Genomic DNA, 18,809 nt, shown 5'->3' with positions numbered 1-18,809 from the left:
GCCGCGTCGCTGGTGGCTCCTGCTTTATGCGTAGTACACAGGGAATAATGGCGGCAGCTTATGTCGGCACTTGAAAGTTTGTCCTGGAAAGTTTCCTACCCTCCGACGCTCGACTTCGGTCAACAACTGACCCGTGAGCAACTGTTCACCTCCATGCAGTCGACCATGGCGCGTCATCAGGGCGGGCCGGTGTGGCTGTTTGCCTATGGTTCATTGATCTGGCGCCCGGAGTGCAACTCGGTGGAGCGCCAGCGTGCGCGGGTACATGGTTATCACCGGGGGTTGTACCTGTGGTCGCACGAGCACCGCGGCACGCCGGAAATCCCCGGCCTGGTGTTCGGGCTGGACCGCGGCGGTTCCTGCAGCGGCTTTGCCTATCGGCTGGAGGAGAGCAACCTCGATGATTCGCTGATGGCGCTGTGGCAACGGGAGATGCCCTATCCGGCGTACCGGCCGCATTGGCTCAGTTGCCGGTTGGGGGATGGCAGCAAGGTGCAGGCGCTCGGTTTCGTGCTGGAGCGGCATCTGCCGTGCTATGCGGGGAATTTGCCGGATACCTTGCTGAGCCAGATTCTGGCCAGTGCCAAGGGGCGTTATGGCACCACGCAGGATTACGTCGAACAGACTCTGAACGCGCTGCGCACCCACCAGATGCCCGATCGCAACCTGGAGGCACGCTTCAAGCGCTGCCGCGGCTAACCCCGTTGCCTCACACGGTCCCCCGTAGGAGCGAGCGCAGCTCGCGATGGGCTGCAGTGCAGCCCCGGCGATATCGGCTGTGAAGCTGAAAACCCTGGGCCGCTTCGCGCCCCATCGCGAGCTACGCTCGCTCCTACCAGGGGTGCCGCGGCTGGGCCTGGCCTACTTGGCCAGAACCACCAACTTACCCACAGCCTTGCGCTGGGCCAGCTGTTCAATCGCAGCCCCCGCCTCGGCCAGTGGATAAGTCTGCGACACCAGCGGCTTCAACTTGCCTTCGGCATGCCAGGCAAACAGCTGCTGGAAGTTCGCCGCATTGTCCTGCGGCTGGCGCTGGGCAAAGGCGCCCCAGAACACCCCTAGCACCGCAGCGCCCTTGAGCAGCACCAGGTTGGCCGCCATCTGCGGGATGTTGCCGCTGGCAAACCCCACCACCAGCAGCCGCCCTTGCCACGCCAGCCCGCGCACGGCCTGGTCGAACAGCTGGCCACCCACCGGGTCGTAGATCACATCCACGCCCTGGCCGCCGGTCAGGCGCTTGATCTCCTCCTTGAGGCTGGCCTGGCTGTAGTCGATCAACTCATCGGCGCCGGCAGCCTTGGCCACGGCAAGCTTTTCCGCGCTGCTGGCCGCGGCAATCACTTTTGCACCCATGGCCTTGCCGATTTCCACCGCCGCCAGGCCGACGCCGCCGGAAGCCCCCAGCACCAGCAGGGTTTCCCCTGGCTGCAACTGGCCGCGCTGCTTGAGTGCATGCATCGAGGTGCCGTAGGTCATGCCGAAGGCCGCAGCGGTGGCGAAATCCATGCTCTGGGGAATCGGCATCAGGTTGTAATGCGGCACCGCTACCTGCTCGGCGAACGCCCCCCAGCCAGTCAGGGCCATGACCCGGTCGCCCACCTTGAAGGCACCGGCGTGCTCGCCAACGGCGGCGATTACCCCGGCAGCCTCGCCGCCCGGCGAGAACGGTAGCGGCGGCTGGAATTGGTATTTGCCTTCGATGATCAGCGTATCGGGAAAATTGACCCCCGCCGCCTGCACATCGAGCAGCACCTCGTTCTTTTTCGGCACCGGGCTGGCCACGTCTTCAAGTACCAGGTCGCGGGCCGGGCCGAGGGTTTTGCACAACACAGCTTTCATTGGGGCTATTCCTTTGCGTGTGGTGGCCGATAAGTGTAGGAAGGCAGCCTGGCGGGTCAACGAGCATGGCTCACCCTGATGGGTGGGCATAAGTGCTGGCACAAGCCCGGGCTTGGGTTTGCGCCGCAGGCTGGGTAAGCTGGCGCCACTTGTACTGAGGAGCGAATTCGTGAAAGCGTGGATCTTGATGGTAATGGCCCTGATGCTGCCGGCGGCGGCCATGGCCGAAGAAGCCAAGGAAGGGGAGGCCAACAAGGTCGCCTATATCAGCCTCAGCCCACCCTTCGTCGGCAACTATGCCCTCGACGGCGGCCCGAAACTGCGCGTCTACAAGGCCGACGTGGCCCTGCGCGTGACCGGCGATGCCGCTGCTGCCGCGGTCAAGCACCAGGAACCGCTGATCCGCAACCAGCTGGTGGCACTGTTCGCCCAGCAGGGTGTGGACGACATGAGCAATGTCGATGCCAAGGAAAAACTGCGCCAGGAAGCGCTGAAACAGGTCCAGCAGGTGATGGAGTCGGAAGAGGGCAAGCCGATTGTCGAGGATCTGCTGTTCAATAACCTGATTGTGCAGTGATTTGGCAGTTCATTCGGCGTCTATGGCGTAGGAGAAATCTATCTTTCCTGTAGGTCTGCCTATTTTCGACTTGTGATGTCTCAGCCACGCTAGATTGCGGATGGTCTGTGGATATTCGAGAGAAGTTGGCAATGCCATTGAGGTTCCAGCCGAAGGAAGCGACTGTGCTGATGTGCGATTTCTCAGGCTTTCAGGTGCCTGAGATGGTCAAGGTGCGGCCAGTCGTTGTTCTGCGCAAACATAGCCACAATCAGCAACTGGTCACGATAGTACCGCTGAGTACGACGGAGCCTGAACGCTTGGCAAGGCACCATGTCGTACTGCCCAGCTACCTGCCCGGAGCGGCTTCGGCTTGTTGGGCCAAGTGCGACATGGTGTACACCGTCTCCCTCTGCCGATTGGACAGATGTCGTATCAAGACCCGCCGTGGGAGTGGCCGGGAGTATGTTGTCCTGACGATGCAGCCCGACCACTTCGCTGCGGTGCGTGCGGCAGTCGGCCTGGCGCTAGGGATCACACATTCGGCAACAGTACCGCCAGTTGTCAGGGGCGTTCAGGATGCACCATACTGAGTGCGTTCCCGAAAGGGGCTTGTGAGACTCTGCGGATCCTGGTCAATCCAGCAATTACAGAGCCGGGCAGGTAAAAGGCGATAACAAGCCATACCTGCCTGTGAGTAGGGCGCCGCAAGGCGCCCTTTGTCATTGTGGGTACCATGTATCAGCGCGCTAGCGCGATGATCGCCGCCCACTGTTCCTCGGTCACCGGCATCACCGACAGCCGCGTGCCTTTCTGCACCAGCGGCAACTCGGCCAGTGCACTCTGCTGCTTGAGCAAACCCAGCCCCAACACCTGGCGGAAGGTTTTCACATGGGCCACGTCCACGGCGCTCCAGGGGTTCTTCTCGGCATTGGCCTTGGCGTCGAAGTAATGGCTGTGCGGGTCCAGCGCGGTTGGGTCCGGGTAAGCCGCTGCGGTGATGCGGGCGATTCCGGCAATGCCTGGCTGCGGGCAGCTGGAGTGGTAGAAGAAGAACTCATCGCCTACGCTCATGGCCCGCAGGAAATTGCGCGCCTGGTAGTTGCGTACGCCGTCCCAGCGCGCCTCGCCCAGGCGGCCCAGGGCTTCGATCGAGAGCTCGTCGGGCTCGGATTTCATCAGCCAATAGGCCATGGATACTGCTCCTGAAAAGGTTTGAAATAACCTGTTGCACGAAACCGACAGCCGGTTGGCGTCAACGTTTGCGTGAAGGCTCAGGTTGTCGGAAAATGCGCCGATTTTAAAGCTAGACGCTCCGGCGGCACCCAGAAGGTCGCCGAGCCTGAACGTATGCCTAGGGGGGCATTCTTCGATGAATCAACGCAAACCGGATCTGCTGTGGATCCTGGTCTTCATCTTTGGTCTTGGTGTGGTGACCACCGGTTATGCCCAGGGTTTCTGGGAGCGCAAGCTCGACGACGCCTATCAGTCCCAGGTCGATGCCAGCCAGCCGAAACGCTGATTCCCCCTTCGCCAACCCATTCAGTTCGGCGCCAGGTACCAGCCCCGGTCGCTGACCGTGCCCTGTAGCGGCACATCCCAACTGGCCTGCGCCAGTCGCTCGACCTTCTGGCACTCATGCGCCAGCCCCAGCAACAGCGGCTTTTTCCACGTCTTGCGGCGTGCCTGGTAGGCCAGGCTGCGGTCGTAGAAGCCACCGCCCATGCCCAGCCGCCCGCCTGCTTCATCGAACCCCACCAATGGCAGCAGGATCAGGTCAAGTGCCCAGATCGGGCGCTGGCGCTTGCGGTCGGTAACTGGCTCTGGAATGCGGAAGCGGTTGCGCTTGAGTTTTTCACCCTGCTCGAACTGCTGGAACACCATGCGCGTGCGCGGCCAGGCATGCAGCACCGGCAGGTAGGTGCGCTTGCCCCGGCGCTGGGCCTCGCGCAGCAAAAGGCGCGGGTCTATTTCACCGTCGTTGGGCAGGTACAGGGCGATGTGCCGGGCGCGGCGAAACAGCGGGTTCTGCGCCAGTTGCCGGTACAGGCCGAGTGCGGCCTGGCGTTGCTGGGCCGGTGTCAGCGCGCGGCGAGCGTTGCGCAACAGGCGACGCAGCTGGGGACGGGTAAGCGGCGCACTTTCGGTCATGGCACGGGCGTTCCCAGCGGGTCGGATTACCCGCCAAGGCTGGCGGGCAAGAAGAATCAGGCTCCCCGATAAGACCGCTATCGGTGTAGCCCTTGAACCCGAAAGTTCAAGGTGGAGATTGCAGGGGGCGTTAAGGCTTTCCGTCGGGCGGACATGCACACCGGCCCCAGCGTGCAACCCCCGTGGTTGTGCGTATCGGCTCAGGGACATAACCGACTGGCGCATCCCCCAGGGAGTGGCGCCAGTATACCAATCTCAGCCGTTTTTGGTACCCGCATCGTCGGACAAAGCCTGATCGACCCGCTCCAGCAGGTCGCGCACCTGTTCACGGCTGGTGCCACTCACCGGCGCGTCGCTGCGGTCTTCCTGGCGATGGAGCATCTCGTGGGTGATGTTCAAGGCTGCCATCACGGCAATCCGGTCGGCACCGATCACCTTGCCGCTGCTGCGGATCTCGCGCATCTTGCCGTCCAGGTAACGCGCCGCGCTGACCAGGTTGTTGCGCTCCTCAGGCGGGCAGATGATCGAGTATTCCTTGTCGAGGATCTGCACGGTGACGCTATTGCTTGAACTCATGAGTCTTGCTCCAGGGCCTTCAGGCGTAAAATCATCGACTCGACCTTGCGCTTGGCGATTTCGTTCTTTTCGATGAGGTGGGCGCGCTCCTCGCGCCAGGATTTTTCCTGAGCTACTAGGAGTGCATTTTGCCGTTTTAGTTGCTCGATGCGCTCAATCAGCAACTCGAACCGGCTCATCAGCGCTTGCAGATCGTTCTCTTGCGTGGGTTGCACTCAGTTCGCTCCGTCGTTGATACACCCGGCGATGATGCCTCGCCCTGCGCGGTGGCGGCCAGTGCCGATGGTCTTGGCGCGCCTGCCGATGCTAGGATACAAGGTCTTCATTCTAGTCAAATGCGCCTCTTGGCGCCTAGCCGACCATGCCTAATACCCAATCGCCCTACACCGCTTTCGCCGCCTTGCTGTCGAGCAATGGCCACCCCGTTTCCCCTGCCGAACTGCACGGCCTGCTGATTGGCCGTAGCTGCGCCGGTGCCGGCTTCGATGCCGACGGCTGGCTGGCCGATGCCGCCGGCGTGCTGGAGAACGAACCGCAAGACACCGTGCGCGCCGCGCTGCTGGGCCTGCAGGAGATGGTCAAGGCCGAGCTCACCGGCGAAGACATCGCCATCGTCCTGCTGCTGCCGGGCGACGAAACCGCACTCACCGAACGCGCCACCGCGCTGGGCCAGTGGTGCCAGGGCTTCATCACCGGCTTCGGGCTGAACGCCGGTGGCAAGGACCTGTCCACCGATGCCAAGGAGGTGCTGCAGGACCTGGTCGCCATTTCCCAGGTTCAGGAAGCCCTCGAAGAATCCGAAGACGGCGAAAGCGACTACATGGAAGTCATGGAGTACCTGCGCGTCGCACCGCTGCTGCTGTACACGGAGCTGGCCGCGCCTGCCGCACCCGCGCCAAAACCTTCGCTGCACTGATCAACCGGGGGTAGTTCTGCCCATGAGCCACATACCCAAGGCCGAGTATGCCCGTCGGCGCAAGGCGCTGATGGCGCAGATGGTCCCCAACAGCATCGCCATCCTGCCCGCTGCCGCGGTTGCCATCCGCAACCGCGACGTCGAGCACGTGTACCGCCAGGACAGCGACTTCCAGTACCTCAGCGGCTTCCCCGAGCCTGAGGCGGTGATTGCGCTGATTCCCGGGCGCGAGCACGGCGAGTACGTGCTGTTCTGCCGTGAGCGCAACCCCGAACGCGAGCAGTGGGACGGCCTGCGTGCCGGCCAGGAAGGCGCGGTGCGCGAGTTTGGCGCCGACGATGCGTTTCCCATCACCGACATCGACGAAATCCTGCCGGGCCTGATCGAAGGCCGCGAGCGGGTGTACAGCGCCATGGGCAGCAACCCCGAATTCGACCGCCGGCTGATGGACTGGATCAACGTGATCCGCTCCAAGGCACGCCTCGGCGCCCAGCCGCCGAACGAATTCGTTGCGCTGGATCACCTGCTGCACGACATGCGCCTGTATAAATCAGCCGCGGAAGTGAAAGTGATGCGCACCGCCGCGGATATTTCCGCGCGCGCCCATGTGCGGGCCATGCAGGCCTGCCGCGCCGGGCTGCACGAATACAGCCTGGAAGCCGAGCTGGACTACGAGTTCCGCAAGGGCGGAGCGAAGATGCCGGCCTACGGTTCGATCGTCGCTGCCGGGCGCAACGGTTGCATCCTGCACTACCAGCAGAACGACGCCCCGCTCAAGGACGGTGACCTGGTACTGATCGACGCCGGCTGCGAAATCGACTGCTACGCCAGCGACATCACCCGCACCTTCCCGGTCAGCGGGCGGTTCTCGCCGGAGCAGAAGGCCATCTACGAGCTGGTGCTCGCGGCCCAGGCCGCAGCCTTTGCCGAGATTGCCCCAGGCAAGCACTGGAACCATGCCCACGAGGCGACGGTGCAGGTCATTACCGAAGGGTTGGTGGCACTGGGGCTGCTCAAGGGCGAGGTGCAGGCGCTGATCGACAGCGAGGCCTACCGCGCGTTCTACATGCACCGTGCCGGGCACTGGCTGGGCATGGATGTGCACGATGTGGGCGAATACAAAGTCGGTGGCGAGTGGCGGGTGCTGGAACCGGGCATGGCGCTGACCGTCGAGCCGGGCATCTACATTGCTGCCGACAACCAGGATGTGGCGAAGAAATGGCGCGGCATCGGCATCAGGATCGAGGACGACGTGGTGGTCACCAAACAAGGGTGTGAAATCCTGACTTCAGGGGTGCCGAGGACAGTGGCCGAGATCGAGGCGCTGATGCAGGCCGCCCGTAAGGACGCGGCATGAACCGGGTCAACCTGGCGATCATCGGCGGTGGGCTGGTGGGCGCAAGCCTGGCCCTGGCCCTGCAGGCCGGTGCCAAGGCACGTGGCTGGAAGATTCTGCTGATCGAGCCGTTCGCCCCGGGCGACAGCTTCCAGCCCAGCTACGATGCGCGCTCTTCGGCGCTGTCGTTCGGCACCCAGCAAATCTACCAGCACCTGGGCCTGTGGCAGGCGATCGGCACGCGCGCCGAGCCGATCCGCCAGATTCACGTGTCCGACCGTGGCCGCTTCGGCAGCACACGCCTGGATGCACGGGAAGAGGGGGTGCCGGCGCTGGGCTACGTGGTGGAGAACGCCTGGCTTGGCCAGTGCCTGTGGCAGGGCCTGGACCCTGAGGTGGTGAGCTGGCGTTGCCCGGCCGAAGTGAAGGCCATGCAGGCCGTCGAGGGCGGCTATCGCCTGATGCTGGACGACGACACCAGCCTGGAGTGCGACCTGGCGGTGCTGGCCGATGGCGGCCGTTCGGGCTTGCGCGAACAGCTGGGCATCCATGTGCGCCGCACGCCTTACGAGCAAAGCGCACTGATCGCCAACATCACCCCGGGCGAAGCCCACGGTGGGCAGGCCTTCGAGCGCTTCACCGAGCAAGGCCCGATGGCCTTGCTGCCGCTGCCGGAGAACCGCTGTGCGTTGGTCTGGACCCGCCAGGGCATGGGTGCCAAGCGCCTGGCCGAGATCGACGAGCGCAGTTTCCTGCGCGAGCTGCAGCAGGCCTTCGGCTATCGCCTGGGGGCCCTACGCCAGGTCGGTGCCCGGCACCTGTACCCGCTGGCGCTGGTCGAGGCCCAGGAGCAGGTGCGCCCGCACCTGGTGGTGCTGGGCAACGCCGCCCACAGCTTGCACCCGATTGCCGGGCAGGGCTTCAACTTGTCGCTGCGGGACGTGCAGGCGCTGGCCGATGCCTTGCTCGCCGGTGCCCAGCACCCGGGCGAGCTGGCCACGCTGCAGGCCTACCACCAGCGCCAGCGCCTCGACCAGGCCCTGACCATCGGCTTTTCCGACCAGGTGACCCGCCTGTTCGGCAGCCGCCAGCCGCTGCTGGTGGCCGGGCGCAACCTGGGGCTGCTTGGCCTCGACCTGCTGCCACCGGCGAAAAGCTGGTTCGCCCGCCAGGCCATGGGCCTGGGCACGCGCCCCGACCAGCGGGGCCAGGCATGAGCAACCCGCGCAGGCTGGCGCGCCGGGCGCGGATGTTGCGCTGGCTGCTGAACCTCTACCCACCGTACCTGGGCGCTGGCATCCGCATCCAGCACATCAGCCCGGACATGCGCAGCGTCAAGGTGTGCATGAAGCTGACCCGCTGGAACCGCAATTACGTCGGCACCCAGTTCGGTGGCAGCCTGTATTCGATGGTCGACCCGTTCTACATGCTGTTGCTGATCGAGCAGTTGGGCCGCGAGTACATCGTCTGGGACAAGGCCGCCAGCATCGACTTCATCGCCCCGGGCAAAGGCCCGGTGTATGCCGAATTCCACGTCGATGACGCTTTGCTTGAGGAAATCCGCCAGCAAACCGCCACCGGCAAGAAGTACCTGCCGCGTGTGCAGGTCGATATCCGCGACGAAGCTGGCGAGCTGGTGGCGCGGGTCGATAAAACCCTATACGTGCGGCTCAAGCCGCAAGCGAGGCAGGCGTAAGGCATGGAAATGCGCGCGGATGTTGTGATTGTCGGTGCCGGTATGGTCGGCAGCGCCCTGGCCCTGGCCTTGCGCCACAGTGGCCTGAACATGCTCCTGCTCGATGGCGGCCCGCTGTCGGTCAAACCGTTCGATGCCCAGGCGGCATTCGAGCCGCGGGTCAGTGCCCTGTCGGCGGCCAGCCAGCGCATTCTCGAACGCCTGGGCGCCTGGGATGGCATTGCCGGGCGCCGAGTGTCGCCGTATTCCCACATGCACGTCTGGGATGGCAGCGGCACCGGGCAGATCCACTTCTCGGCGGCCAGCGTGCATGCCCAGGTGCTCGGCCATATCGTCGAGAACCGGGTGGTGCAGGATGGCTTGCTTGAGCGCCTGCACGACAGCGACGTTGGCCTGCTGCCCAATGCCCGCCTGGAGCAGCTGCGCCGCTCCGGTGACGAATGGCTGCTGACCCTGGCCGACGGCCGTCGCCTGCGCACACCGCTGGTGGTGGCCGCCGACGGCGCCAATTCGGCCGTGCGCCGCCTGGCCGGCTGCCCGACCCGCGAATGGGACTACCTGCACCACGCCATTGTCACCAGTGTGCGCTGCAGCGCCGCGCACCAGGCCACCGCCTGGCAGCGCTTCACCGACGAGGGGCCGCTGGCGTTCCTGCCGTTGTCGCGCGATGGCCGGCAGGACTGGTGCTCGATCGTCTGGTCGACCACCCCGGAGCAGGCCGAGCAGGTCATGGCGCTGGACGACGACGCCTTCCTCAAGGCCCTGGAGCGCGCTTTCGAGGGCCGTTTGGGTGAGGTGCTGGAAGCCGACCCGCGTGTTTGCGTGCCGCTGCGCCAGCGCCATGCCAAGCGTTACGTGGACGAAGGCCTGGTGCTGATCGGCGATGCCGCGCACACCATCCACCCGCTGGCCGGCCAGGGCGTGAACCTGGGCTTTCTCGATGCCGCCGTGCTGGCCGAGGTGCTGCAGGGCGCCTGCGAGCGCGGTGAGCGGCTGGCCGACGTGAAGGTGCTGAGCCGTTATGAGCGCCGGCGCATGCCGCACAACCTGGCGCTGATGGCGGCGATGGAAGGCTTCGAGCGGCTGTTCCAGGCCAACCCGTTGCCGCTGCGCTGGTTGCGCAACAGCGGGTTGAAGCTGGTGGAGCAGATGCCGGAGGCCAAGGCGCTGTTCGTGCGCCAGGCGCTGGGCCTGACTGGCGACCTGCCGGAGCTGGCCAAACCCTGATAGTGCTGAATGGCGCCTTGTAGGAGCAGGCTTGCCCCGCGAACACCGGCACAGCCGGTGCCATGCACCGCGCCGTCTGCTTCGCGGGGCAAGCCCGCTCCTACAGGGGCGTTGTTGTTGCTGCCTTTGCAACATCCGGTAACTGCGCGGTAGATGAGCCAGAAAATGGGATTCACTACCATTTGCGCCTCTCACACGATCCGAGGAGCGCTTTCCATGTTGCCACGCAAGCCCCTACTGGCCGCCCTGGCCCTGACCTTGTTCGGCGGCACCGCCCAGGCGGCTGACGAGGTGGTGGTGTACTCCTCGCGCATCGACGAGCTGATCAAGCCGGTGTTCGACGCCTACACCGCCAAGACCGGGGTCAAGATCAAGTTCATCACCGACAAGGAAGCCCCGCTGATGCAGCGCATCAAGGCCGAGGGCGAGAACGGCGTGGCCGACCTGCTGCTCACCGTCGATGCCGGCAACCTCTGGCAGGCCGAACAAATGGGCATCCTGCAGCCGATCAAGTCGGCCGTCATCGACCAGAACATCCCGCCGCAGTACCGCGCCTCGTCCCATGACTGGACCGGCCTGAGCCTGCGCGCGCGCACCATCGTCTACTCCACCGAGCGGGTCAAGCCAGCGGAGCTGACCACCTACGAAGCCCTGGCCGACAAACACTGGGAAGGCCGCCTGTGCCTGCGCACGGCGAAAAAGGTCTACAACCAGTCGCTGACCGCCACATTGATCGAGAACCACGGCGAGGCCAAGGCCGAGCAAATCGTCAAAGGCTGGGTCAACAACCTGTCCACCGATGTGTTCTCCGACGACAACGCGGTGATCCAGGCCATCGAGGCCGGGCAGTGCGATGTTGGCGTGGTCAACACCTACTACTACGGCCGCCTGCATGCGCAGAACCCGAAGCTGCCGGTGAAACTGTTCTGGCCCAACCAGGGGGACCGTGGCGTGCACGTGAACCTCTCGGGCATCGGCCTGACCAAGCATGCACCGCACCCGGAGGCGGCGACGAAGCTGGTGGAATGGATGACCGGCGAGCAAGCGCAGAAGCTGTTCGCCGACATCAACCAGGAGTTCCCGGCCAACCCGAAGGTCAAGCCGTCCGAGGAAGTGGCGGCCTGGGGTAACTTCAAGGCCGACAGCATTCCGGTGGAAGTGGCCGGCAAGCGTCAGGCCGAGGCCATTCGCCTGATGGACCGGGCTGGCTGGAACTGAGTTAATCTGCTGCGGCCCTTTCGCGGGGCAAGCCCGTTCCTACACGCCCCTGTAGGCGCGGGCTTGCCCCGCGAACGACCGCGCAGCGGTCGCCATCGCAACCGAGATCCGAACCTTGCCCCACACCCCCCAACGCCGCTGGTACCTCCCGGTCAGCCTGACCGCCGCCCTGGTGCTCCTGCCCCTGAGCGTGCTGCTGCTGGCCTGGCAGTCGGTCGACCTGCAAATCTGGTCGCACCTGCTCGACACGCAAATGACCCGCCTGCTGGGCAATACCGCCACCCTGGTCGCCGGCGTGGGCCTGGGCGTGACCGTACTCGGCGTCAGCCTGGCCTGGCTCACCAGCCTCTGCGAATTCCCCGGCCGCCGTTGGCTCGACTGGGCACTGATGCTGCCCTTCGCCATTCCCGCCTACGTGCTGGCCTTCGTCTTCGTTGGCCTGCTGGATTTCGCAGGCCCCGTGCAAAGCGCCCTGCGCGAGGTGTTCGGCCCCATGCGCCTGCCACGGGTACGTTCCACCGGCGGGGTGATCGTCGTCCTGGTGCTGGTGTTCTACCCCTACGTCTACCTATTGGCGCGTAGCGCGTTCCTGGCCCAGGGCAAGGGGCTGATGGAAGCTGCACGGGTACTCGGCCTGTCACCGCTGCAGGCTTTCTGGCGGGTCGCCCTGCCCATGGCGCGCCCGGCCATCGGTGCCGGCATCGCCCTGGCGCTGATGGAAACCCTGGCTGATTTCGGCGCCGTGGCGGTGTTCAACTTCGACACCTTCACCACGGCCATCTACAAGACCTGGTATGGCTTCTTCAGCCTGTCCAGCGCTGCCCAGCTGGCCAGCTTGCTGTTGCTGGCGGTGATGCTGGTGCTCTACGGCGAGCGCCGGGCCCGCGGCGCCACCCGCAGTGGCAACGAACGCCCGCGTGGGCAGGCGCTGTACCACCTGCGCGGCTTCAAGGCGCTGCTGGCCAGCGGCTGGTGCCTGCTGGTGTTTGCCTGCGCCTTTGTCATCCCGCTGCTGCAACTGTTGGTGTGGTGCTGGCAGCGCGGCCGGCACGACCTGGACGAGCGCTACGTGGGGCTGGTGCTGCACACCCTGTACCTGGGCGGCATGGCCGCGCTGCTAACCGTGTGTGTGGCAATGTTGCTGGCGTTCGCCCGGCGCCAGGCGCCGACCGCCGGCATCCGCGCCGGGGTTGGCCTGGCCAACCTGGGGTACGCCCTGCCGGGCTCGGTGCTGGCGGTGTCGATCATGCTGGCGTTCAGCTACCTGGACAACCAACTGGTGATTCCGCTGTCCACCTGGCTTGGCGGTGCCGGCAAGCCTTTGCTGCTCGGCAGCGTCGCAGCCTTGTTGCTGGCCTACCTGGTGCGCTTCATCGCTGTCGCCTATGGCCCGCTGGAAAGTAGCCTGGCGCGCATCCGCCCGTCGTTGCCGGAGGCCTCGCGCAGTTTGGGCGTGGGCGGCACAGGTTTGTTTTTCAGGGTGTATCTGCCGCTGCTTGTTCCCGGTGCGCTCAGCGCGGCGCTGCTGGTGTTCGTCGACGTGCTCAAGGAAATGCCGGCGACCTTGCTGATGCGCCCGTTCGGCTGGGACACCCTTGCAGTACGGGTGTTCGAGATGACCAGCGAAGGCGAGTGGGCACGGGCCTCGCTGCCAGCGCTGACCCTGGTACTGGTCGGCCTGTTGCCGGTCATCGGCCTGATCCGCCGTTCGGCGCGCCGCCCGGGTCACAGTCACTGAGGATGCCAGCGTGCGCCCTTGCGGCTACAATGCGCGGCATTCGCGCGACGGGTCCTACAAGAAGAGCTGACGATCAAACGTCATCGACCGCCGCCGCTTCGCCACGCCCGGAAGGAGAAACCCATGGGACAGCGCACGCTTTTATACGACTTGCACCTGGCGCTTGGCGCCAAGACGGTCGATTTCGGTGGCTGGGACATGCCACTGCACTATGGCTCGCAGGTCGAGGAGCACCACCAGGTGCGTAGCGACTGCGGGGTGTTCGATGTTTCCCACATGACGGTCATCGACATCACCGGCAGCGGCGCCACGCCCTGGCTGCAACGCCTGCTGGCCAATGACGTGGCCCGCCTCGATGCCACCGGCAAGGCCCTGTACAGCCCGCTGCTCAACGATAACGGCGGGGTCATCGACGACCTGATCGCCTACCGTACCGACAGCGGTTACCGCCTGGTCACCAATGCCGCCACCCGGGCCAAGGTGCTCGACTGGCTGCGCCTGCAAAGCAATGGTTTCGAGGTGGCCATCCAGGCCCGCCCAGACCTGGCCATCCTTGCCATCCAGGGCCCCCACGCCCGGGAAAAGGTCGCTGCCCTGCTCAGCGCCGCGCGTGCGGCGTTGATTCGCGAATTACGCCCGTTCGAGGGCGTGGCCGAGGGCGACTGGTTCATCGCCCGCACCGGCTACACCGGTGAAGACGGGCTGGAAATCATCTTGCCGGGCGATCAGGCCGTGGCCTTCTTCAACGACCTGGTCGGCGCGGGTATCGCACCCAGCGGCCTGGGCGCACGCGACACCCTGCGCCTTGAGGCCGGCATGAACCTCTACGGCCAGGACATCGACGAACTTCACACCCCGCTGACCTCCAACCTGGGCTGGTGCATCGCCTGGGAACCGGCCGCGCGCAATTTCATCGGCCGCACCGCGCTGCTGGCCGAAATCGAGCACGGCGTGCAGGGCAAGCTGGTCGGCCTGGTGCTTGAGGAACGCGGTGTTCTGCGCGCCCATCAGGTCGTTCGTGTCGCTGGGATTGGCGAAGGGGAGATCACCAGTGGTAGTTTCTCGCCTACGCTGAGCAAGTCCATTGCCTTGGCGCGCCTGCCCATGGCCACCGGCGACCGCGCCGAGGTCGAGATTCGCGGCAAGTGGTACCCGGTGCGGGTGGTCAAGCCGACCTTCGTGCGCCACGGCAAGATTTTGATCTGAACATTAAACGGCGGGCCGAACCGCTGACCCAAACGAGGAATACTACACATGAGCCAAATCCCCGCCGATCTGCGTTTTGCCGAGAGCCATGAATGGGCGCGCCTGGAAGCCGACGGCACCGTGACCGTGGGTATCAGCGACCACGCCCAGCAAGCCCTGGGTGACGTGGTGTTCGTTGAACTGGCCGAAGTCGGCAAGGTATTCGCTGCTGGCGACGCTGCTGGCGTGGTCGAGTCGGTCAAGGCCGCTTCCGATATCTATGCCCCGGTCGGCGGTGAAGTGATCGCGGTCAACGAAGAGCTGGCTGACAGCCCTGAGCTGCTCAACGAAGAACCTTATGAGTCGTGGATCTTCAAGCTCAAGCCAAGCGACAAGGCCGAGCTGAACAAGCTGCTCGATGCCGCTGGCTACCAGGCCCTGATCGGCGAGTAAATCCGCGTCGCCTGGTTCGCGGGGCAAGCCCGCTCCTACAGGGTCACCTTGTAGGAGCGGGCTTGCCCCGCGAAGGGGCCAGGCCTGCATACGCAACAAACCCCGCACAATCGGCAATCCTTCCTAGACTTATAAGTCTCCATGAGACTAGGTCCAGGAAGAGAGCGTCGTCATGTCCCAATCGCCATCCCTGCATCACCTGCAAGATCTCAACCCGTTTCTGCACCGCCATCTGGGCCCTGATGCCGCGGAGCAGCAGGCCATGCTCGATGCCTTGGGCCTGAAGCAGCGCAGCGAGCTGATCGAGCAAACCGTGCCGCCGGCCATCCGCTTCAACCGCGCCCTCGACCTGCCCCCGGCCCTGGATGAGCAGGCCGCACTGGCCAAGCTTGCCGGGTATGCCGGGCAGAACCAGGTCTGGACCAGCCTGATCGGCATGGGCTACCACGGCACCGTCACGCCCACGGTGATCCTGCGCAACGTGCTGGAAAACCCCGGCTGGTACACCGCCTACACGCCTTACCAACCCGAGATCGCCCAAGGCCGGTTGGAGGCGCTGCTGAACTTCCAGCAGATGGTCATCGACCTCACCGCGCTGCCCTTGGCCAATGCCTCCTTGCTCGACGAAGCCACCGCCGCCGCCGAGGCCATGGCCCTGGCCAAGCGGGTGGCACGCAACAAGAGCAACGCCTTCTTCGCCGACCAACACTGCCACCCGCAAACCTTGTCGGTGCTCAAGACCCGCGCCGAAGGCTTTGGCTTCGAGTTGATCGTCGACGCTGTGGATAACCTGGCCAAGCACTCGGTTTTCGGTGCGTTGCTGCAATACCCGGACACCCACGGCGAAGTACGCGACCTGCGGCCGCTGATCGACCAGTTGCACAGCCAGCAAGCCCTGGCCTGCGTGGCTGCCGACCTGCTCAGCCTGGCGCTGCTGGCGCCGCCAGGTGAGCTGGGCGCGGACGTGACCCTGGGCTCGACCCAGCGCTTCGGCGTGCCCATGGGCTATGGCGGCCCGCATGCGGCCTACTTCGCCTGCCGCGACGACTACAAGCGCGCCATGCCCGGGCGCATCATCGGCGTGTCCCGCGATGCCCGCGGCAACACCGCCCTGCGCATGGCCCTGCAAACCCGTGAGCAACACATTCGCCGCGAAAAGGCCAACTCGAACATCTGCACGGCCCAGGTGCTGTTGGCCAACATGGCCGGTTTCTATGCGGTGTACCACGGCCCCGACGGCCTGCGGCGCATCGCCCAGCGTGTGCATCGGCTGACCTTCGTGCTGGCGGCTGGCCTTGAGGCCAAGGGCATCAAGCGCCTCAATGCGCATTTTTTCGACACCCTGACCCTGGACGTGGGCGGGGCCCAGGCGGCGATCATCGAAAGCGCTGAAGACGCGCGTATCAACCTGCGCATCCTCGGGCGTGGGCACCTGGGCGTGAGCCTGGACGAAACCTGCAACGAAGCCACTGTGCTGCGTTTGTTCGATATCTTCCTGGGCGTGGATCACGGCCTGGACATTGCCGCCCTCGACCAGCAAGCCATGCCTGAGGGCATCCCTGCCTCGCTGGTGCGGCGCACGCCGTTCCTCGAACACCCGGTGTTCAACCTGCACCACAGCGAAACCGAGATGCTGCGCTACCTCAAGCAGCTGGAAAACAAGGACCTGGCACTGAACCAGTCGATGATCCCGCTTGGCTCCTGCACCATGAAGCTCAATGCCACCAGCGAGATGATCCCCATTACCTGGCCCGGCTTCGCCCAGTTGCACCCGTTCGTCCCGGCAGCGCAGGCCACCGGCTACAAGGCGATGATCGACGAACTGGAGCGTTGGTTGTGCGCCATCACCGGCTTCGACGCGATCTGCATGCAACCCAACTCCGGCGCCCAGGGTGAGTATGCTGGGCTGATGGCCATTACCCGCTATCACCGCAGCCGTAACCAGCCCCAGCGCACCCTGTGCCTGATTCCGTCATCGGCCCATGGCACCAATCCGGCCTCGGCGCAGATGGCCGGCATGGAGGTGGTGATCGTGGAATGCGACGATCACGGTAACGTCGACCTGGCGGACCTCAAGGCCAAGGCCCAGGCTGCCGGGGACAAGTTGTCCTGCCTGATGGTCACCTACCCCTCGACCCATGGTGTCTACGAGGAGGGCATTCGCGAAATCTGCGAGGTGGTGCACCAGCAGGGGGGCCAGGTGTACATGGACGGCGCCAACCTCAACGCCCAGGTCGGCCTGGCACGGCCGGCAGACATGGGCGCCGATGTGTCGCACATGAACCTGCACAAGACCTTCTGCATCCCCCATGGCGGTGGTGGGCCGGGCATGGGGCCGATCGGCATTGGCGCGCACCTCAAACCCTTCGTCGCCAGCCACCCAGTGGTGCCGGTGCCAGGGCTGGAGCCGACCAACAGCGCCGTCAGCGCCGCGCCCTGGGGCAGTGCGAGTATTCTGCCGATCAGCTGGATGTACATTGCCATGATGGGCCCGCAACTGGCCGATGCCAGTGAGGTGGCGATCCTTTCGGCCAATTACCTGGCCAATCGACTGGGTGGCGCCTTCCCGGTGTTGTACCGCGGGCGCAACGGGCGCGTGGCGCATGAGTGCATTCTTGACCTGCGCCCGCTCAAGGCGCAGACCGGTATCACCGAGGAAGACGTTGCCAAGCGCCTGATGGACTACGGCTTCCATGCCCCGACCATGTCGTTCCCGGTGCCTGGCACCCTGATGGTCGAGCCGACCGAAAGCGAGTCGAAGGCTGAACTGGACCGCTTCGTCGAAGCGATGCTGGCGATCCGTGCCGAGATCGGTGAGGTGCAGCAGGGCAACTGGCCGGCAGAGGACAACCCGCTCAAGCATGCACCGCACACCCTGGCGGATGTGCTGGGGCCGTGGAACCGACCGTACAGTCTGGAACAGGCGGTGGCGCCCAGTGCCCACGTGCGCCAGCACAAGTATTGGCCGGCGGTGAACCGGGTCGACAATGTGTATGGGGACCGGAACCTGTTCTGTGCCTGTGTACCGGTGGCGGATTACCGGTAGGGCTTGAGTCTGTACGGGATGCTTCGCGGCGTCGAACCGCCGCGAAGCAGGCGACGCGGTTACTCGTCCAGCGCAATCGTGGCCAGGATGGCCTGCGCCAGCTCCATGTCCGAAGCTGCCATTCCTGGGTTTTCTGCCCGGATCTGCAGCAGCGCCGCTTCCAGGAACGGCCCGCGCAAAGCGCCGTCACTGGCCACGAAGCTGCCAGCGTCATCCTGGGCGGCCAGCACCAGCTTGCGGTCTGCGGAGGTGAGGTAGCTGGAGGAGAACAGGGTGCCGGTGGATACCAGCGAATGGGACGTACCCGGGCTTTTGGCCAGGGCCAGTTGCGGTTGGCAAAGGATCAGGAGCAGGGCGATGGGAAGGGCACGCATATCGGGGTTCCGTTGTGGAATGGGCGAAGCCCCGATGGTAGCGAGCCCTCCTCGGGTCGCAGACTTACACAGATCCTAGTTGCTGGTAGGAAACGTCCCTTTCAGAGCCCGCAGCTGCGTGCATCACTGCGCGACGGCATTCTTGGCCAGAATGGCATTGGCCAGCTCCATGTCCGAAGCCTGCAGCCCCGGGTTTTCTGCTCGCACCTGGTGCAGCGCCGCTTCCAGGAATGGCCCGCGAATCGTGCCGTCGCTGGCCACGAAGCTGCCCGCGTCGTCCTGCGCCGCGAGCACCAGTTTGTGGTCGCGCGAAGTGATGTAGCTGGACGCGGTGGTGGCGCCAGAGGTCATGACATTACGCCAGAAGGTATCGGCCATGGCGGAACCAAGGGGCAGCGAAAGCAGGGCTGCGGTTGCGATGGCGGTTTTGAGACGCATGGTGAAACACCTCGAAGGGTGAGTGTTGAAAGTGCCCGCTTTGATCGTCAAAAAGGGCGC

The 18,809-nt window shown here is 64.9% G+C and carries 21 protein-coding genes and 1 other RNA gene; 14 read left to right on the top strand and 8 right to left on the bottom strand.

What is annotated here, in order from left to right; all coding sequences use genetic code 11:
• Positions 1-60 precede the first annotated feature (60 nt).
• Positions 61-699, top strand: coding sequence for a gamma-glutamylcyclotransferase (locus F3J44_RS04850; protein ID WP_167066687.1), 639 nt, complete (start codon positions 61-63; stop codon positions 697-699).
• A 162-nt stretch (positions 700-861) separates the two neighbouring features.
• Here the strand turns inward: F3J44_RS04850 and F3J44_RS04845 are convergent, their stop codons facing one another.
• A complete protein-coding gene (locus tag F3J44_RS04845; protein WP_167270880.1) occupies positions 862-1,839 on the bottom strand; it encodes an NADPH:quinone oxidoreductase family protein in 978 nt (325 codons plus the stop codon).
• Positions 1,840-2,008: 169 nt separating this feature from the next.
• Here F3J44_RS04845 and F3J44_RS04840 point away from each other — a divergent pair, with 169 nt between their 5' ends.
• Positions 2,009-2,416: a flagellar basal body-associated protein FliL gene (locus F3J44_RS04840; protein ID WP_167066693.1), complete on the top strand. Its 408-nt coding sequence runs from the start codon at positions 2,009-2,011 to the stop codon at positions 2,414-2,416.
• Positions 2,417-2,547: 131 nt separating this feature from the next.
• On the top strand, positions 2,548-2,988 hold the full coding sequence (locus tag F3J44_RS30305; protein ID WP_167066902.1) for a type II toxin-antitoxin system PemK/MazF family toxin: 441 nt from the start codon (positions 2,548-2,550) through the stop codon (positions 2,986-2,988).
• Between the two features lie 148 nt (positions 2,989-3,136).
• Here F3J44_RS30305 and F3J44_RS04830 read toward each other — a convergent pair whose 3' ends face one another.
• Complete coding sequence (locus tag F3J44_RS04830; RefSeq protein ID WP_167066696.1) at positions 3,137-3,589, bottom strand: EVE domain-containing protein; 453 nt, start codon at positions 3,587-3,589, stop codon at positions 3,137-3,139.
• Positions 3,590-3,767: 178 nt separating this feature from the next.
• On the opposite strand from F3J44_RS04830, the gene F3J44_RS04825 reads away from it, so the two are divergent.
• Positions 3,768-3,917 carry a hypothetical protein gene (locus F3J44_RS04825; protein ID WP_167066699.1) on the top strand — a complete coding sequence of 50 codons (150 nt, stop codon included), beginning with the start codon at positions 3,768-3,770 and terminating at the stop codon, positions 3,915-3,917.
• A gap of 20 nt (positions 3,918-3,937) precedes the next feature.
• Here F3J44_RS04825 and F3J44_RS04820 read toward each other — a convergent pair whose 3' ends face one another.
• The 4 genes from F3J44_RS04820 to F3J44_RS04805 form a co-directional block, all read right to left on the bottom strand.
• Positions 3,938-4,546, bottom strand: a complete 609-nt coding sequence (locus F3J44_RS04820) for a 5-formyltetrahydrofolate cyclo-ligase (RefSeq protein ID WP_167066702.1) — start codon at positions 4,544-4,546, stop codon at positions 3,938-3,940.
• A 58-nt stretch (positions 4,547-4,604) separates the two neighbouring features.
• A non-coding RNA gene (gene ssrS / locus F3J44_RS04815) (6S RNA) lies at positions 4,605-4,784 on the bottom strand.
• A 17-nt stretch (positions 4,785-4,801) separates the two neighbouring features.
• On the bottom strand, positions 4,802-5,122 hold the full coding sequence (locus tag F3J44_RS04810; protein ID WP_079230148.1) for a cell division protein ZapA: 321 nt from the start codon (positions 5,120-5,122) through the stop codon (positions 4,802-4,804).
• Entirely contained in the window at positions 5,119-5,301 is a 183-nt protein-coding gene (locus tag F3J44_RS04805) for a TIGR02449 family protein (RefSeq protein ID WP_031322377.1), read from the bottom strand. The genes F3J44_RS04810 and F3J44_RS04805 overlap by 4 nt, the downstream gene beginning before the upstream one ends.
• A gap of 182 nt (positions 5,302-5,483) precedes the next feature.
• Between F3J44_RS04805 and F3J44_RS04800 the strand changes: the two genes are divergently transcribed.
• The 10 genes from F3J44_RS04800 to gcvP all read left to right on the top strand — a co-directional run bounded on the left by F3J44_RS04800 (position 5,484) and on the right by gcvP (position 17,937).
• On the top strand, positions 5,484-6,038 hold the full coding sequence (locus tag F3J44_RS04800) for a YecA family protein (RefSeq protein WP_167066704.1): 555 nt from the start codon (positions 5,484-5,486) through the stop codon (positions 6,036-6,038).
• Between the two features lie 22 nt (positions 6,039-6,060).
• Positions 6,061-7,395 carry a Xaa-Pro aminopeptidase gene (pepP, locus tag F3J44_RS04795; RefSeq protein ID WP_167066707.1) on the top strand — a complete coding sequence of 445 codons (1,335 nt, stop codon included), beginning with the start codon at positions 6,061-6,063 and terminating at the stop codon, positions 7,393-7,395.
• Positions 7,392-8,591 (top strand): 2-octaprenyl-6-methoxyphenyl hydroxylase, encoded by a 1,200-nt coding sequence (gene ubiH, locus F3J44_RS04790; RefSeq protein ID WP_167270878.1) that lies wholly within the window; start codon positions 7,392-7,394, stop codon positions 8,589-8,591. The genes pepP and ubiH overlap by 4 nt, the downstream gene beginning before the upstream one ends.
• Positions 8,588-9,070 (top strand): DUF4442 domain-containing protein, encoded by a 483-nt coding sequence (locus F3J44_RS04785; RefSeq protein WP_167066713.1) that lies wholly within the window; start codon positions 8,588-8,590, stop codon positions 9,068-9,070. Before ubiH ends, F3J44_RS04785 begins: the two co-directional genes overlap by 4 nt.
• Positions 9,071-9,079: 9 nt before the next feature.
• Positions 9,080-10,297, top strand: coding sequence for a 2-octaprenyl-3-methyl-6-methoxy-1,4-benzoquinol hydroxylase (locus tag F3J44_RS04780; RefSeq protein ID WP_205299673.1), 1,218 nt, complete (start codon positions 9,080-9,082; stop codon positions 10,295-10,297).
• A 216-nt stretch (positions 10,298-10,513) separates the two neighbouring features.
• Positions 10,514-11,515, top strand: coding sequence for an extracellular solute-binding protein (locus F3J44_RS04775; protein WP_167066719.1), 1,002 nt, complete (start codon positions 10,514-10,516; stop codon positions 11,513-11,515).
• 115 nt (positions 11,516-11,630) lie between these two features.
• Positions 11,631-13,253, top strand: a complete 1,623-nt coding sequence (locus F3J44_RS04770) for an iron ABC transporter permease (protein ID WP_167066722.1) — start codon at positions 11,631-11,633, stop codon at positions 13,251-13,253.
• Between the two features lie 123 nt (positions 13,254-13,376).
• The gene (gene gcvT, locus F3J44_RS04765) at positions 13,377-14,459 is read left to right on the top strand and encodes a glycine cleavage system aminomethyltransferase GcvT (RefSeq protein WP_167270874.1); all 1,083 of its coding nucleotides are present in this window, start codon (positions 13,377-13,379) and stop codon (positions 14,457-14,459) included.
• A 48-nt stretch (positions 14,460-14,507) separates the two neighbouring features.
• Entirely contained in the window at positions 14,508-14,891 is a 384-nt protein-coding gene (gene gcvH / locus F3J44_RS04760) for a glycine cleavage system protein GcvH (protein WP_167066728.1), read from the top strand.
• A 172-nt stretch (positions 14,892-15,063) separates the two neighbouring features.
• Positions 15,064-17,937 (top strand): aminomethyl-transferring glycine dehydrogenase, encoded by a 2,874-nt coding sequence (gcvP, locus tag F3J44_RS04755; protein WP_167270872.1) that lies wholly within the window; start codon positions 15,064-15,066, stop codon positions 17,935-17,937.
• A gap of 59 nt (positions 17,938-17,996) precedes the next feature.
• On the opposite strand, the gene F3J44_RS04750 is transcribed toward gcvP, so the two are convergent.
• Both F3J44_RS04750 and F3J44_RS04745 read right to left on the bottom strand, forming a co-directional pair.
• Entirely contained in the window at positions 17,997-18,311 is a 315-nt protein-coding gene (locus F3J44_RS04750; protein ID WP_167270870.1) for a DUF2388 domain-containing protein, read from the bottom strand.
• Positions 18,312-18,434: 123 nt separating this feature from the next.
• Positions 18,435-18,749 (bottom strand): DUF2388 domain-containing protein, encoded by a 315-nt coding sequence (locus F3J44_RS04745; RefSeq protein ID WP_167066737.1) that lies wholly within the window; start codon positions 18,747-18,749, stop codon positions 18,435-18,437.
• Between the last annotated feature and the right edge of the window lie 60 nt (positions 18,750-18,809).

It is taken from the genome of Pantoea sp. Tr-811, from assembly GCF_011752535.1.
Classification (GTDB): domain Bacteria; phylum Pseudomonadota; class Gammaproteobacteria; order Pseudomonadales; family Pseudomonadaceae; genus Aquipseudomonas.
Note: the sequence above shows the minus strand (reverse complement) of the source record. Positions and strands in the feature narration are given on the sequence as shown.